Genomic DNA, 15,661 nt, shown 5'->3' on the forward strand with positions numbered 1-15,661 from the left:
GCGATTTTCATTATGAGCAAGAAACCAAAAGTGGCAGCTAATACGATTGCACTCAATAAGCGTGCAAGACACGAGTATTTTATTGAAGAAGAGATTGAATCAGGTCTGGAGTTGCAAGGTTGGGAAGTCAAAGCATTGCGATCAGGCAAGGCAAATATTGGCGATAGTTATGTAACTTTCCGTAACGGAGAGGCATTTCTCTTCGGAGCAACAATTACCCCCTTAAATGTGGCATCAACTCATATCATTTGTGATCCCACTCGAACTCGCCGTTTGCTTTTAAATAGGCGAGAGCTTGCGACCTTAATTGGGAAAACAAGTCGAGATGGTTTTACTGTTGTCGCTCTTTCCCTTTATTGGAAAAATGCGTGGGCAAAAATCAAAATTGGCTTAGCAAAAGGTAAAAAGCTACACGATAAGCGTGAGGACATTAAAGATCGTGAATGGCAAGTTGCAAAACAGAGAATTATGAAAAATGCCAATCGAGGATAAACGTTGATTGTAAATTGTTATGCATATACATAAGAAATGAATGATGTGGCAAATTTATCAAATTCGCACCACTGTATTTGTTGTGGAACAAAATTGCCCATATCAAGAAGTTGATGAGCTGGATTTAATTGCCATACATTTATTTGCAAAAAATCAAGAAAATATCACCGCTTATTGCTGCATTATTCCTTATGGGGATTGCGTGAAAATTGGACGAGTGTTGGTAGCAAAAGAAGCTTGAGGTTCAGGTTTAGCTTGAGAGTTAATGTTACAAGCGGTCAAATTTGCCAAGAAATCAACAAACCCAATCAAAATCCAAGCCCAAAGTTATCTGCAAGGATTTTATGAAAGTTTAGAATTTCAAACGGTTTCGGAGATTTATTTGGAAGATGGTATACCGCATTTGGATATGGTGTTGGACAAATCTCCCTTCTTTAGAAAAAAGGAACTGGGGAGATTTGAAAAGTTTGCCAAAATCTGCAGATGTTGGAGAAAGAAAATGACCAAAATTGAACAAATTAGAGAGCAGCAACGCCAACTGCAAATTCAATTTAAAGCGTGGATGGAGGATAAGAAAACGCGTGAAGTGCTGACGTTTCAGCGACCGAATGGGAATATCGTGCGACATTATCCTGATGGACACGAAGAAGTGATTGAGTATGCAAAATAATCTTGCGATTTTCTACTGTGGAACAAACGGTGCAGGCAAAACAACCTTGCGTGGCTTTAATAAAGATACCGTGCAGATTGTGATTGATTCAGATCATACCGCAATGCACATTAGTCCTGCATAGATAGAAGTTAGAAGATCTAGGTAACAAATAATGAATTATAAGAAACCTAAGGATTTATTAAATCCAATTTTAAATTTTCTCAATCAAGATAATTATGTGTTAATTTCAGAAATTATTGGGTATTTAGCCAAAGAATTTGCATTAGATAATAATTTTTTAAATAAGCGCTATGAAATAAGTAACGCCAAAATTTTCGATAATACTGTTTATTGGAAGCTGAATGACCTTGAAAAAGCGGGTTTATTAGTATTCAGGCAACAGAAAAATAAAAGAGTTTATAAAATTAGTGATATAGGAAAATCATTTATTCACAATTCTAATGATGAGATTTTGAAATATATTCGAGAAAATTATTTAGCTAAATTTAAGTTCTCAGACGGTATTAGTGATGAATTAGAACTCTTACCTGATACTAGTAAACGTGAAGAAGATCCTTTGACGCTGTTAGAAACATCATATAAAGCAATTAGACGAAAAGTTTACGATGATATTTTAGAGACTATTTTATTGAAGTCAGCTGCTGCATTTGAACAAATTGTAACAGAGTTATTACAAAAAATGGGATATGGTGATGGCAAGGTTACCCAATTAACTCGTGATGGTGGTATTGATGCTATAATTAAAGGTGATGTTTTAGGCTTTGAGCAAATTTATGTACAAGCCAAACGATATCAACAAGACAATTCGATATCTAGAAAAGAAGTTCAAGGATTTACTGGTGCATTATTAGGATTAGAGGGGAATGCAACAAAGGGCGTATTTATTACTACATCTAAATTTAGTGATGATGCAAAAGTATTTGCTCAAAATTTTTCAAAAGCTCGTATTGTTTTAATTGATGGAAATCAGTTGGCAAAATATATTTATGATTATGAATTAGGTGTACAAAAAGAAAAAGAATTTAGTATTAAAAAATTAGATAACGATTTTTGGGATAATTTCCAAAATAATAATTAGGAAAAACGAGAAAAAACAATGACACAAAACCTCCAAATGGCAGACCGTTTCGATGCGTCTGCAGTAGAACAAGCACTTTATAAACACTGGGAAGAACAGGGCTATTTTAAGCCGACTGAAAATCCTAATGTTCCAAGCTACTGTATCGTCATTCCACCGCCGAATGTTACTGGCTCATTGCATATGGGACACGCATTCCAACAAACGTTAATGGATACGCTGATCCGTTTTAACCGTATGGAAGGCAACAACACCTTGTGGCAGGCAGGGACTGACCATGCAGGGATCGCAACCCAAATGGTGGTGGAGCGTAAAATTGCCGCAGAAGAAGGCAAAACTCGCCACGATTATGGGCGTGAGGCTTTCATCAATAAAATCTGGGATTGGAAAGCCTATTCAGGCGGTACAATTAGCCAACAAATGCGTCGTTTGGGTAACTCAATCGACTGGGATCGTGAACGTTTCACAATGGACGAAGGCTTATCGAATGCAGTGAAAGAAGTGTTCGTTCGTTTGCACGAAGAAGGCTTGATTTACCGTGGGAAACGCCTCGTAAACTGGGATCCGAAACTTCACACCGCTATTTCAGATTTAGAAGTAGAAAACAAAGAGAGCAAAGGCTCGCTTTGGCATTTCCGCTATCCGTTGGCAAACGGTGCGAAAACCGCGGACGGTAAAGATTACTTGGTGGTAGCAACCACTCGTCCTGAAACCGTGCTAGGCGATACAGCGGTAGCGGTTCACCCAGAAGATGAACGCTATCAATCATTGATTGGTAAGACGGTCATTTTACCGCTTGCAAACCGTGAAATCCCAATCGTAGCGGACGATTACGTTGATCGTGAGTTCGGTACAGGTGTAGTGAAAATTACTCCAGCCCACGACTTCAACGACTACGAAGTGGGTAAACGTCATTGCTTGCCAATGGTAAATGTAATGACGCTAAATGCGGATATCCGTGCGGAAGCGGAAATTATCGGTACAGACGGTAAACCGCTTGCGACTTATGAGGCGAAAATCCCTGCGGATTATCAAGGCTTAGAGCGTTTCGCTGCACGTAAAAAAGTGGTGGCGGATTTTGAAGCCTTAGGTTTATTAGACGAAATCAAACCACACGATTTGAAAGTGCCTTACGGTGACCGTGGTGGCGTGCCAATTGAGCCAATGCTAACTGACCAATGGTATGTGAGTGTGAAACCGCTTGCCGAAGTAGCGACCAAAGCGGTGGAAGACGGCGAAATCCAATTCGTACCAAAACAATACGAAAACCTTTACTTCTCTTGGATGCGTGATATTCAAGACTGGTGTATCTCTCGCCAATTATGGTGGGGTCATCGTATCCCTGCGTGGTATGACGAAGCAGGCAATGTGTATGTAGCACGCAACGAAGAAGAAGTGCGTCAAAAACACAACTTACCTGCGGATTTACCATTAAAACAAGATGAAGACGTGTTAGATACTTGGTTCTCATCAGGTTTGTGGACGTTCTCGACCTTAGGTTGGCCAAAGCAAACCAACGATCTAAAAATGTTCCACCCAACCGATGTGTTGATCACTGGTTTCGATATCATCTTCTTCTGGGTGGCTCGTATGATTATGTTTACGATGCACTTTGTAAAAGATGAAAATGGCAAACCGCAAGTGCCGTTCAAAACCGTGTATGTAACGGGCTTGATTCGTGATGAAAATGGTCAAAAAATGTCAAAATCGAAGGGTAACGTGCTTGACCCAATCGATATGATTGACGGTATTTCTCTTGAAGATTTACTCGAAAAACGCACTGGCAATATGATGCAACCGCAACTGGCAGAAAAAATTGCTAAGGCAACCCGCAAAGAATTCGATAACGGTATTGCGGCACACGGTACAGACGCATTGCGTTTCACCCTTGCCGCATTAGCGAGCAACGGTCGTGATATCAACTGGGATATGAAACGCCTAGAAGGCTACCGCAACTTTTGTAACAAATTATGGAATGCAAGCCGTTTCGTATTAACTAACGATAAACTTGATTTATCGGCAGGCGAAATGGAATATAGCTTGGCAGATCGTTGGATCGAGTCAAAATTCAACCGCACTGTGGGCGAGTTCCGTGAGGCATTAAGCCAATATCGTTTCGACTTAGCGGCAAATGCCATTTACGACTTCACTTGGAACGAGTTCTGCGACTGGTACTTAGAACTCACTAAACCAGTGTTTGCTAGCGGTACTGAAGCACAAAAACGTGGTGCAAGCCAAACGCTCGTGCGTGTGCTTGAAAAATTACTCCGTTTGGCACACCCAATGATGCCGTTCATCACCGAAGAAATTTGGCAGAAAGTGAAAGGCTTTGCGGGCATTGACGCTGATACCATTATGTTACAACCATTCCCGAAAGTGGTGGAAAGCGAATTAGACGAAGCAGCGGAAGTGCAAATCGGCTGGATTAAAGAGTTAATCATCGCTGTGCGTAACATTCGTGCGGAAAGCAATATCGCACCAAGCAAAGGCTTAGAATTCCTTGTTCGCAATGTATCTGACGAGCAACGCAAAATTCTGGCGGAAAACGACCGCTTGTTAAAAGCAATGGCGAAGTTAGATAGCGTACAAGTGCTAAGTGCGGACGAAACTGCACCTCTTTCCGTGGCGAAATTGGTCGGTAACGTGGAAGTGCTAATCCCAATGGCGGGCTTTATCAATAAAGAAGCAGAGCTTGCTCGATTAACCAAAGAAATTGAGAAAATGCAAGGCGAAATTACTCGCATTGAAAATAAACTCAGCAACGAAGCCTTTGTAGCAAAAGCACCAGAAGCTGTGATCGCCAAAGAGCGTGAAAAAATGCAAGAGTACCAAAACGGTTTGAATAAATTGCAAGGACAATATACAGCGATTGAAGCATTGTAAAAGGTTAGGTACGTTAGAGTTAGAAAATCAAGAAACAATTGCGATAAACTGAGAGTAAAGAGGCTGATTTCCACCAATGGTTGAATTCAGCCTTTTTGTTGATTGAAATTTATGATTACAGGGCTAATTCAGGGTAACGTTGCTGAGTATAGGCAAGCAAGGCTTGTTTATCTTGTTCCGATAAAAAGGCCGCTTGTATTGCATTGCGAACTAGCTGCTGGGCTTCTGTTTGAGAAAGCTGATAATGGTTTTCCAATAATTCAAATTGAGCGTGAATCGTGGTGTTAGAAACGGTCATATTGTCGCTACTTAATGTGGCAACAATACCTTTTTGTAAAAAGGTGCGTAATGGGTAGTCTGCTAAATGTTTTACCGTTTTAGTTTGTAAATTGCTGCAAGGGCACATTTCAAGTGGCGTTTTTTGCGAAGCGAGTCGTTCCACAACGTGGTGATTTTCAATTGCTCGGACGCCGTGTCCAATGCGTGCTGCTCCTAAATCTAATGCTTTTGCAACATTTTCTGCCCCTGCCCCCTCGCCTGCGTGAAGCGTAAATGGAAGACGGCTCTGTTTAGCAAACTCAAAAGGAGCGGCGTAATATTCCATTGGGTGAAGATTTTCTGAACCAGCTAAATCTGCGGCCACTACGCCCTGTCCTAAATATTGTTTGGTTAAGTGAATCGTTTCCATATTTTGAGCTTGATTATCTTCAAAACGCATACAGCATAAAATGAGATTGGCGGTAAATAAATTGGTTTTGTTCGCCAACCCCTGTTTTAAGCCTTGTAATGCGGCTTGAACAGCCTGCTCTTGAGTCATTGATTTTCTTGTGTGCAATTGAGGGGCGAAACGAATTTCTGCATAAACTAGCCCAAGTTTGTCCAAACGTTCGACAAGATCGCACACCGCAGAAGTGAGTGCTGCTGGCGTTTGTAATAATGAAACGGGTAATGCAAAGCAGCGGAGATAGTCATTGAGATCGGTGCAATCTGCTGGCACAGAAATATATTGGTTCAATTGCTGAATATCTTTGGTTGGTAGGGCAATTTGCTGCTTTTCCGCCCATTCAATGATCCATTCAGGCGAGAGTGATCCATCTAAATGGAGGTGTAGCTCAATAATGCCGTATTGTTTAAGTTGATTGTTCATACTGTTCCTTTTTTGTTTTTCTTATTGAGTATTTGATGCCTCTAGATAAAAGACAAGCGGTTAGATTCATCAAAAATATTGCAAAATTTTTGAGAATGTAACCGCTGGTTTGCTATTTGTTTAGCTATTCGTCTTCACTAACTTCGTTAGTATCTTCGCTTTCAATTTCACATACTCGCTCAAGGCTAACGACTTGTTCATCTTCAGCGGTGCGGATAATTCGTACGCCTTGTGTATTTCGACCAACGAGACTGACTTCGCTGACACGAGTTCGCACTAAAGTACCAGCATCTGTAATGAGCATAATTTGATCTGCTTCATCAACTTGTACTGCGGCAACGACTTTTCCGTTACGTTCGTTCACCTTGATAGATACCACGCCTTTGGTTGCACGGGATTTAATTGGGTATTCGTGTAACTCCGTGCGTTTGCCGTATCCATTTTGAGTAACGGTAAGAATTGCACTCTCAGTATGTGGGATCACTAATGATACGACTTTATCTGCTGAAAGATTAACGCTGTTATTTTCTTCACAGTCTTCATTTTCAAGATCAATGATTTCAGCCTCTTCTGTTTCATCGCTCATCAATTCGTTGGTGGCAAGTTTAATACCACGCACGCCAGTGGCGGTTCTACCCATTGCTCGTACAGCAGTTTCTGCAAAACGTACAACTCGACCTTGTGCAGAGAACAGCATAATTTCACTGTCTCCGTGTGTGATATCTACGCCAATTAATTCATCGCCATCACGCAACTTCAATGCAATTAGACCGCTTGATCTCACGTTACTGAATGCGTCTAGTGAAACTTTTTTCACCACACCACTTGCGGTTGCCATAAAGATGAATTTATCTGCACTAAATTCGCCTTTTGGAATAGGAAGAATAGCAGTGATACGTTCATTTTCTTCTTTGACAAGTGGCAGAATATTAACAATTGGTGTGCCTCTCGCACCTCGGCTAGCTTGTGGTAATTGGTAGACTTTGAGTTGGTACAATCGCCCTTTACTTGAAAAACAGAGAATGGTGTCGTGCGTATTCGCAACTAATAAACGCTCAATGAAATCATCTTCTTTCATTTTTGTTGCAGATTTTCCTTTTCCACCACGGCGTTGTGCTTCGTAATCAGATAATGGTTGGTATTTGACATAACCTGCGTGTGAAAGCGTGACGACAACATCTTCTTGAGCAATCAAGTCTTCTAAATTAATATCGCCAGACGCTGCGGTAATTTCGGTACGGCGTTCATCGCCAAATTCTGCTTTTACTTTTTCTAATTCTTCACGAATTACTTCCATCAAGCGTTCAGGGCTATTAAGAATGTATAAAAGTTCACCAATCACAACTAAAATATCACGGTATTCATCAAGAATTTTTTCGTGTTCTAAGCTCGTTAAACGGTGTAAGCGTAGCTCTAAAATTGCTTTAGCTTGTGCTTCAGAGAGGTAATATTGTCCTTCTCGTACCCCACATTCTATAGGTAAATCATCAGGACGAGCGACATCAACACCTGCCGCTTCCAGCATTGTGGCAACATTACCTAATAACCAAGGACGTGCTAATAACCCTTCTCGTGCTTCTTCAGCCGTTTTAGAATTGCGGATGAGTTCGATAACAGGGTTAATATTAGCGAGTGCAATAGCTAAGCCTTCTAAGATATGAGCACGCTCACGCGCTTTACGCAGTTCGAAAATCGTGCGGCGAGTAACAACCTCACGGCGGTGTAAGACAAAAGCTTCAATAATTTGTTTAAGGTTTAGCACTTTTGGCTGACCGTGATCCAATGCCACCATATTGACACCAAAGGTGACTTGCATTTGGGTCAGTGCGTAAAGGTTATTTAAGACGACTTCGCCTACCGCATCACGCTTAATCTCAATGACAATTCGTAATCCATCTTTGTCAGATTCATCTCGCAATTCGCTGATGCCTTCGACTTTCTTTTCTTTTACTAATTCGGCAATTTTTTCGATCAGCTTGGCTTTATTGACTTGATAAGGGATTTCGGTCACGATAATTTGCTCACGCCCTTTCTCGGTGGTATGTACCTCTGCTTTTGCACGCACATACACCTTGCCTCTTCCTGTTCGGTAAGCATCTTCAATCCCTTTACGCCCATTGATAATTGCAGCAGTTGGGAAATCTGGACCTGGGATATATCGCATTAACTCATCAATTGAAATTTGGTCATTATCAATATAGGCAAGGCAACCGTTGAGGACTTCATTTAGATTATGCGGTGGGATATTGGTTGCCATTCCCACTGCAATCCCTGATGAACCATTGACTAAGAGTGCAGGAATTTTTGTTGGCAATACATCTGGAATCATCTCTTTGCCATCGTAGTTTGGCGAGAAATCTACCGTCTCTTTATCTAAATCGGTTAATAATTCCTGTGTGATTTTCTGCATACGTACTTCGGTATAACGCATCGCCGCAGGTGAGTCGCCATCAATTGAACCAAAGTTACCTTGCCCATCAACCAACATATAACGTAGTGAAAAAGGTTGAGCCATACGGACAATGGTGTCATAGACTGCGGTATCGCCGTGGGGGTGGTATTTACCAATTACATCACCGACTACACGAGCGGATTTTACATAAGGTTTATTTGCTGTATTGCCACTTTGATCCATTGAAAATAGTACGCGACGGTGAACAGGTTTTAAACCATCTCGTACATCAGGTAAAGCTCGTCCAACAATCACCGACATTGCATAGTCAAGGTAAGAAGTTTTAAGTTCTTCTTCGATGCTGATGGGCGTAATATCTTTGGCTAATTCGCTCATTGAAATTTCCTAATCATTAATAAACGTATCTGTTTACCCTTTTATCATCATTTGAATAAGAGAATAAACAGACAAAAATCGTTGCTAAGTATAGCATAGAAAGGTAAAAATGCACAGAACGGCTATAGTGTGCTTTTCTTATTCATTCTTTTCTAGCAACACCTGTAATTTAAAGGTATCCACTTCATTTTCGAGTAATTCCACTTGTGGTGTGGTTTGATAAGCTTTGCTAGACAAATGTTGAAAACGTTCCACCTTTCCTAATAAACCCTGTTTTCCAACGAGCGATGTAACGGTTTGATTATACTGGTTATTGGCAGTGCTCAAAGTATTGCCCAATTTATCAAGACGTTCTGCTATTACACATACTTGATTATAAATATCGCCTGCTTTTTCGCTGATTTCTCGTGTTTCTACATTGCCTCGTTCAATTCGCCATAAATTTGCTACTGTGCGTAAAATCGGCATTAATGTTGTATGGGAGACAAGAATAACATTGCGTTCGTAGCCATATTGAAATAGTTGTGGATCGTGTTTTAAGGCTTCGATATAGGCAGGCTCAATAGGGATAAACATCAACACAAAATCAGGGCTTTTTATGCCAATTAAAGTACTGTAGTTTTTCTTGGAAAGTCCATCAATATGGTTACGTAATGAATAGCAATGTTCATTCAATGCTTGCGAAATTGCAATTTTTTCTTCTGATCTGACTGCTTGTTCGTAAGCGAGCAGAGAGACCTTGCTATCCAATATAAGATGTTTATTATCTGGCAAATTCACTACAAAATCAGGAGAAAATCGCTTACCTTCTTCATTACGGAAATTCTCTTGGCTCATATAATGTTGATTGGATAATAAGCCTGCGGCTTGGAGAGCAGTTTCTAATTGCATTTCCCCCCAATTACCAGCGGTTTTATTATTGCCTTTTAGTGCAGTCGTTAAATTTTGAGCGTCCTGCGATATTGATATACCAATTTCAAGTACTCGTTTGATTTCAGCTTCTAAATTAGCATGACCTTTAATGGATTCAGAGTGTACCTCGTTTACTCTTTTTTGAAACTGTTCAATTTGTTCTTTAAATGGCTTTAGCAATAGAGTGAGTGATGATTGATTAGTTTGGGCAAAAGTACGGCTTTTTTCGTCTAGAATTTGTTGGGCAAGCTGTTGAAATTCACTATTTAATTGTTGACGTACGTCTAGAAAATTTTGCTGTTGTTGCTCAAAATTTGCTTGTTTTTCAGAGAGCGTTGTTCGCAATTCAGTTAGGGTTTGTTCCGTTTGATGTAACTCTGTTCGCAAGCGGTCAATTTCGACCGATTTTTGCAGGAGTTGCTGTTGTGCTAAATATCGCTGTTCATCTAGGCTGTCTGCTTTGGTTTGTGCAGAACCGATTCGTTCTTTTAGCTCATTGATATAGCTTTCTAATTGGTTTTCAGACCGTTCTGATTCGGTTAATTTTTCTTGGAACTGGGCAATCATTGTATCTCGTTCTGCCAGTCGTTCTTGACAGGCTTCTAACTTTGTTTGTTGTTGAATAGCCCATTGTTCTAATTGTTGCTTTTCATTATTGAGTTGCTCGTATTTTTTGTATTGCTGTTGTTGTTGAGTATGGGAGGATTGTAGATCTTGCTTTAGTGCGTGTAGCTCACGTTGGTAACGTAAGTTGTTCAAAAATAGCCACAAAGCGATAAAGAATAAAGCTCCCAAGCCAAGTAAAAACCAAAGCTCATTTGTCATTTGTTCCATCTAATATTGCCTGCTGATACAAGTAAAACATTCATTTTACCTTGTTCTGTATGATTTTAAAGAAATTGCAAAAAATTTGGTAAAAAAGACCGCTAGTTTATGAAATTCAGTTAAAATTGCGGTTTCCAATTTTTCTGATCTTCAATATTTTTAAGGTGGAGTGTAATGACTTATGTGGTCGGTTTAACAGGTGGGATTGGTAGTGGGAAAAGCACAGTTGCGGATCTTTTTGCTGAGTTAGGTGTACCAATTATTGATGCAGATATAGTGGCTCGCCAAGTGGTTGAAAAAGGCAGTCCATTATTGGCTAAAATTGTGGAGCATTTTGGTTCACAGGTATTGCTTGCAAATTTTGAGTTAAATCGCACCGCTTTACGTCAGATTGTATTTGACGATCCGAAGCAAAAAGCGTGGCTGGAGGCGTTGTTACATCCTGCTATTCGAGAAGAAATGATCCGACAATTGGACAGCGTTCAGCAGCCTTATGCACTATGGGTTGTGCCATTATTAATTGAAAATGGTTTGATTGATTTTTGTGATAGGGTAGTGGTAGTCGATGTTGAATCTCACATTCAATTAGAGCGTGCTAGCCAACGAGATCATAACTGCAAGCAAGTTATTCGGAATATTATTGCATCGCAAGTTTCTCGTCAAACACGGCTCGAATATGCCGATGATGTAATTGATAACAACTTTCCTCTTGAGGAAGGATTTACGTTGCTTAAGCAGCGTGTACAGCAATTGCACCAATGTTATTTACAATTAGCTTTACAAGGAGAATATGATGGCAAAGGATTTGTGTGTAATAAAGGGTAAATGCGTAACAATCGTAAATTGCCCAACCTGTGAAAAGGAGGTGAAATGGCTGCCTGAAAGCCTTTATCGCCCTTTTTGTAGCAAACGTTGCCAATTAATTGATTTAGGGGAGTGGACTGATGAGAAAAAAGTAATCGCAGGATCAGAAGACGACCTGATGTCTTCTGAATGGGAGCAGATTTAAATGGGTTGGCGATAAGATTACATTATTACTAATTATGGCTAGTAGTAGCTAGACTTCCTTGCGAAAATGACGCTGGCTTTTTGTTTCTTCACGGCTTTCTAGTAAGCGGTGGTAGTTTTCAAAGCGGATTGGATCAATCTTGCCTGTGTCCACAGCCTCACGCAAGGCACATTCAGGATCATCAAGGTGCTTGCAATCACGAAATTTACAAGCCCCCAATACGGCTTGGAATTCACGATAACCAGCGGTGATTTGTTCAGGGGTTAAATGCCATAAACCAAATTCACGAATACCAGGGGAATCAATTAAATGTCCACCTTGTGGCAAGTGGTAAAGGCGTGAAGCAGTGGTTGTATGTTGCCCTAAACCAGAAGTGAGACTGATTTCTCCTATTTGTGCTTTTATATCAGGCAATAGTTGATTGATGAGACTTGATTTCCCTACGCCAGATTGCCCAACAAAAATTGATGTTCCTTGTGATAAGTAGGTATCCAAAGCGTCCATATTTTCCCCTGTTTCGGCGGATAAACAGAGTGTTTTATAGCCAATTTTGCGATATATTTCTAACTGTTTTTCAGCATCATTTCGTTCTGCAGGGGAGAGTAAGTCAATTTTATTCAAGATGATGAGAGCTGGAATGTTTGCTGTTTCGCAAATAACCAAGTAGCGATCGATGATATTTAAGGAAATTTGTGGTAGCACCGCAGAGACGATAATAATTTGATCAATGTTCGCAGCCATTACCTTGATTCCGTCATAATAATCTGGGCGACTAAGCTCATTTTTACGAGGAAAAACCGCTTCAATGACACCGCTAATACCTTGCAGTTGCTGATTACCTTGTCGCCAAGACACCAAATCGCCAACAACTACATTTTTGAGCGTTCGGCGTAAATTACAGCGATAAATTTTACCTTGCTCGGTTTCAACGTCAGCGTGCTTAGCGTGGCGTGTAACGACAATGCCTAGCTGTATATCACCTAACATTTCATCTTGCCATTCGATACTTGATTGGTTAATTTTTTTACGTTGGTTAGATTGAATTCGACGTTGTTGATTTTGAGTTAATCTGCGTTTGCTCAAGGTAAATCCTAACTTAGATAAAAATGCCAAAAGCATACTATAAAATGAGGTAAAGCGGTAAGTTTTTGAGAAAATTTTGTAATTAGTTACTGCTGATGATTGATAACATCTTCTAGCCTAACGGTAAAATTTGCTGTAAACTGCGATCCCATTCTGATGGTTATTTACTTATTTACCATTCCAAATTTCCAATCAATTTATTCACAAGGCAAAAAAATGATAACGAATTATATTTTCGTCACAGGTGGTGTTGTTTCTTCTTTGGGAAAAGGCATTGCAGCTGCGTCATTGGCTTCAATTTTAGAAGCTCGAGGGTTAAGTGTTACGATGATGAAACTTGATCCTTATATCAATGTTGATCCAGGGACGATGAGTCCAACTCAGCATGGTGAAGTGTATGTTACTGAAGATGGTGCTGAAACAGATTTAGATTTAGGACATTACGAACGTTTTATTCGTACCAAGATGACAAAGGCGAATAGTTTTACCAGTGGAAAAATTTATTCAGAAGTATTACGGAAAGAACGCCGTGGCGAGTATTTAGGGGCGACTATCCAAGTTATTCCACATATCACCAATGAAATTAAGGCAAGAGTAATAGATGGTTCAAAAGGCTATGATGTGGCTATTATTGAAGTTGGCGGCACTGTTGGTGATATAGAATCGTTACCATTTTTAGAAGCATTACGCCAATTAGCGGTCGATGTTGGGCGTGAAAAAACATTATTTATGCACCTTACGCTTGTGCCATATATCCCAACGGCAGGTGAAGTGAAAACGAAGCCAACACAACATTCAGTGAAAGAGTTACTCTCAATTGGTATTCAGCCTGATGTGCTGGTTTGTCGTTCGGATCGTATGATTCCTGCTAATGAGCGTTCTAAAATTGCTCTGTTTTGTAATGTGCCAGAACGTGCGGTCATTTCTTTAAAAGATGTGAATTCTATCTATCAAATTCCAGCATTACTCAAGTCGCAAGGTTTAGACGATTTTATTTGTGATCGCTTTCATTTAAATTGCAAAGAAGCTGATTTATCTGAGTGGGAACAGGTGCTTTATGAGCAAGCTAACCCAACGGGTGAAGTTACTATAGGTATGGTGGGCAAATATGTTGAATTACCTGATGCGTACAAGTCTGTAAATGAAGCTTTAAAGCACGGTGGTCTAAAAAATCGTTTAGCAGTCAATATCAAATATATTGATTCTCAAGATGTGGAAACAAAAGGCGTTGAAGTTTTGCAAGGTGTAGATGCCATTCTTGTACCTGGGGGATTTGGTTATCGTGGCGTAGAAGGAAAAATACGCACTGCACAATATGCACGTGAAAACGGTATTCCTTATTTAGGTATTTGTTTAGGAATGCAAATTGCTTTGATCGAATATGCCCGAAACGTTGCAGGTTTAACGAATGCGAGTTCAAGTGAATTTGATAAAATGTGTGAACAGCCTGTGGTAGGCTTAATTACTGAATGGCAAAATTCTGAAGGAAATGTTGAACAACGAACAGATGAATCTGATCTTGGTGGTACGATGCGTTTAGGTGCTCAAGCCTGTCATTTAGCAGAAGGTTCAAAAGCACGAGAATTATATGGGGCAGAAACTATTTTTGAACGTCACCGACACCGTTATGAAGTGAATAACACATTGTTACCAAAAATTGAAGCGGCTGGTTTAAAAGTTACTGGGCTCTCAGCGGATAAAAAATTAGTTGAGATTATTGAAGTACCTAATCACCCTTGGTTTATTGCTGCACAGTTCCACCCAGAATTTACCTCTACCCCTCGAGATGGACACCCGCTCTTCGCTGGTTTTGTCAAAGCGGCTAGAGAGCATCAATTAGGTCAAAAGAGATAAGATTTGATTATTAAAAGGTGTATTTATCTAAGAATACACCTTTTATTCGAGATAATATGATAACTATTTAATAGCCTTTTCAATCAATAATTCTGCCTTACCTAAAGTATCTTTAATTTCACTGTATTCGATCTGACTATCAGATAGCAGAGATTTTGTATTTTTCATCACCACCTGCACTTTTCCATCAACTTCGGTAACCAAAACTTTTAAAGGGAGTTCAAGGGCAAATTTAGGGTCTTTAACCATATAAGGTGTGCCTATTTTCGGAGTGCCAAATATAATTACGCTAGCAGGTTGCATATTTAACCCAGCTTTCTCAGCAGCAGCTTGATGATCAATTTGAGAAAAAATGGTCATATTTTTAGCTTGTAATGCAGTAATAATTTTATTTTTAGTTTCCGTAAAATTGTAGTTGCTATTGAATGTTAGAAGATTACTGGCAGAACGTTCAACAGCTGACGAATCTACTGTATTTGTATTAGAGATATTTGAACAAGCCATACACACCACGCTACTGAGTGCTAATAAAAATATTTTTTTCATAAATAATTTTCCTATATGTATTTTAAAAGGAGACTAAGTATAGTGTATATATGATGATATGAATATGTTAAATTTTATAATAAATAGTTATTTTAAATTAGGTAAACTCTTTTTTGTATTAAAAATAATCATCTAATCATTTTTTAATAAAAAATTGCAAAAATAGGTTGCATAGATTTTGAATTTACCTATAATGCACGGCACACAACGGCGCACTGTTGTGCTTGATGAGATTTGAGATAGCGGTGCGTCGTTATTTTTTGCTCTTTAACAAATAATCAGACAATCTGTGTGGGCACTTGTTTGGGTTAGTTTAGATATATAATTGAATATTTTGAATATAACTTAATAGGTGCTTGAACTAGAAATTC

13 protein-coding genes and 1 pseudogene are annotated in these 15,661 nt (G+C 39.6%); 9 read left to right on the plus strand and 5 right to left on the minus strand.

The features are described from left to right. Positions 1-9 precede the first annotated feature (9 nt). From smpB to EV693_RS04180, 6 genes and pseudogenes are all read left to right on the plus strand, one after another. Positions 10-492, plus strand: a complete 483-nt coding sequence (smpB, locus tag EV693_RS04165; protein ID WP_207906478.1) for an SsrA-binding protein SmpB — start codon at positions 10-12, stop codon at positions 490-492. A gap of 40 nt (positions 493-532) precedes the next feature. Further along, positions 533-913 (plus strand): annotated as a pseudogene (locus EV693_RS09620) (GNAT family N-acetyltransferase); the annotation flags it as partial. Between the two features lie 78 nt (positions 914-991). After that, a complete protein-coding gene (locus EV693_RS09625) occupies positions 992-1,162 on the plus strand; it encodes a hypothetical protein (protein WP_243694568.1) in 171 nt (56 codons plus the stop codon). Next, complete coding sequence (locus EV693_RS09680) at positions 1,152-1,286, plus strand: hypothetical protein (protein ID WP_279432609.1); 135 nt, start codon at positions 1,152-1,154, stop codon at positions 1,284-1,286. Before EV693_RS09625 ends, EV693_RS09680 begins: the two co-directional genes overlap by 11 nt. 30 nt (positions 1,287-1,316) lie before the next feature. After that, positions 1,317-2,243: a restriction endonuclease gene (locus EV693_RS04175; protein ID WP_132501124.1), complete on the plus strand. Its 927-nt coding sequence runs from the start codon at positions 1,317-1,319 to the stop codon at positions 2,241-2,243. A gap of 18 nt (positions 2,244-2,261) precedes the next feature. Further along, positions 2,262-5,126 carry a valine--tRNA ligase gene (locus tag EV693_RS04180; RefSeq protein ID WP_132501125.1) on the plus strand — a complete coding sequence of 955 codons (2,865 nt, stop codon included), beginning with the start codon at positions 2,262-2,264 and terminating at the stop codon, positions 5,124-5,126. Between the two features lie 115 nt (positions 5,127-5,241). Here the strand turns inward: EV693_RS04180 and add are convergent, their stop codons facing one another. The 3 genes from add to EV693_RS04195 form a co-directional block, all read right to left on the minus strand. Further along, the gene (gene add / locus EV693_RS04185; RefSeq protein ID WP_132501126.1) at positions 5,242-6,273 is read right to left on the minus strand and encodes an adenosine deaminase; all 1,032 of its coding nucleotides are present in this window, start codon (positions 6,271-6,273) and stop codon (positions 5,242-5,244) included. 124 nt (positions 6,274-6,397) lie between these two features. Further along, positions 6,398-9,061, minus strand: coding sequence for a DNA topoisomerase (ATP-hydrolyzing) subunit A (gene gyrA, locus EV693_RS04190; protein WP_132501127.1), 2,664 nt, complete (start codon positions 9,059-9,061; stop codon positions 6,398-6,400). Positions 9,062-9,199: 138 nt separating this feature from the next. Beyond that, entirely contained in the window at positions 9,200-10,798 is a 1,599-nt protein-coding gene (locus tag EV693_RS04195; RefSeq protein ID WP_132501128.1) for a DNA recombination protein RmuC, read from the minus strand. A gap of 174 nt (positions 10,799-10,972) precedes the next feature. Here EV693_RS04195 and coaE point away from each other — a divergent pair, with 174 nt between their 5' ends. Both coaE and yacG read left to right on the plus strand, forming a co-directional pair. Then, positions 10,973-11,623 (plus strand): dephospho-CoA kinase, encoded by a 651-nt coding sequence (gene coaE, locus EV693_RS04200; RefSeq protein ID WP_132501129.1) that lies wholly within the window; start codon positions 10,973-10,975, stop codon positions 11,621-11,623. After that, positions 11,592-11,807 (plus strand): DNA gyrase inhibitor YacG, encoded by a 216-nt coding sequence (gene yacG / locus EV693_RS04205; RefSeq protein ID WP_132501130.1) that lies wholly within the window; start codon positions 11,592-11,594, stop codon positions 11,805-11,807. The genes coaE and yacG overlap by 32 nt, the downstream gene beginning before the upstream one ends. Before the next feature lie 48 nt (positions 11,808-11,855). Here the strand turns inward: yacG and rsgA are convergent, their stop codons facing one another. Then, complete coding sequence (gene rsgA / locus EV693_RS04210; protein ID WP_132501131.1) at positions 11,856-12,890, minus strand: small ribosomal subunit biogenesis GTPase RsgA; 1,035 nt, start codon at positions 12,888-12,890, stop codon at positions 11,856-11,858. A 216-nt stretch (positions 12,891-13,106) separates the two neighbouring features. Between rsgA and pyrG the strand changes: the two genes are divergently transcribed. Beyond that, complete coding sequence (gene pyrG / locus EV693_RS04215) at positions 13,107-14,744, plus strand: glutamine hydrolyzing CTP synthase (protein WP_132501132.1); 1,638 nt, start codon at positions 13,107-13,109, stop codon at positions 14,742-14,744. A 63-nt stretch (positions 14,745-14,807) separates the two neighbouring features. Here the strand turns inward: pyrG and EV693_RS04220 are convergent, their stop codons facing one another. Continuing rightward, positions 14,808-15,290, minus strand: coding sequence for a DUF302 domain-containing protein (locus EV693_RS04220; RefSeq protein ID WP_207906477.1), 483 nt, complete (start codon positions 15,288-15,290; stop codon positions 14,808-14,810). Positions 15,291-15,661 lie beyond the last annotated feature (371 nt).

It is taken from the genome of Nicoletella semolina (genome assembly GCF_004345745.1).
Lineage (GTDB): Bacteria > Pseudomonadota > Gammaproteobacteria > Enterobacterales > Pasteurellaceae > Nicoletella > Nicoletella semolina.

What these genes read in the sequence shown, in the direction of transcription:
- EV693_RS04220 (WP_207906477.1), bottom strand. Translation starts at nt 15,290, where the DNA reads ATGAAAAAAATATTTTTATTAGCACTCAGTAGCGTGGTGTGTATGGCT.
- coaE (WP_132501129.1), top strand. Translation starts at nt 10,973, where the DNA reads ATGACTTATGTGGTCGGTTTAACAGGTGGGATTGGTAGTGGGAAAAGC.
- yacG (WP_132501130.1), top strand. Translation starts at nt 11,592, where the DNA reads ATGGCAAAGGATTTGTGTGTAATAAAGGGTAAATGCGTAACAATCGTA.
- EV693_RS04175 (WP_132501124.1), top strand. Translation starts at nt 1,317, where the DNA reads ATGAATTATAAGAAACCTAAGGATTTATTAAATCCAATTTTAAATTTT.
- gyrA (WP_132501127.1), bottom strand. Translation starts at nt 9,061, where the DNA reads ATGAGCGAATTAGCCAAAGATATTACGCCCATCAGCATCGAAGAAGAA.
- EV693_RS09680 (WP_279432609.1), top strand. Translation starts at nt 1,152, where the DNA reads ATGCAAAATAATCTTGCGATTTTCTACTGTGGAACAAACGGTGCAGGC.
- pyrG (WP_132501132.1), top strand. Translation starts at nt 13,107, where the DNA reads ATGATAACGAATTATATTTTCGTCACAGGTGGTGTTGTTTCTTCTTTG.
- EV693_RS04195 (WP_132501128.1), bottom strand. Translation starts at nt 10,798, where the DNA reads ATGACAAATGAGCTTTGGTTTTTACTTGGCTTGGGAGCTTTATTCTTT.
- add (WP_132501126.1), bottom strand. Translation starts at nt 6,273, where the DNA reads ATGAACAATCAACTTAAACAATACGGCATTATTGAGCTACACCTCCAT.
- EV693_RS09625 (WP_243694568.1), top strand. Translation starts at nt 992, where the DNA reads ATGACCAAAATTGAACAAATTAGAGAGCAGCAACGCCAACTGCAAATT.
- EV693_RS04180 (WP_132501125.1), top strand. Translation starts at nt 2,262, where the DNA reads ATGACACAAAACCTCCAAATGGCAGACCGTTTCGATGCGTCTGCAGTA.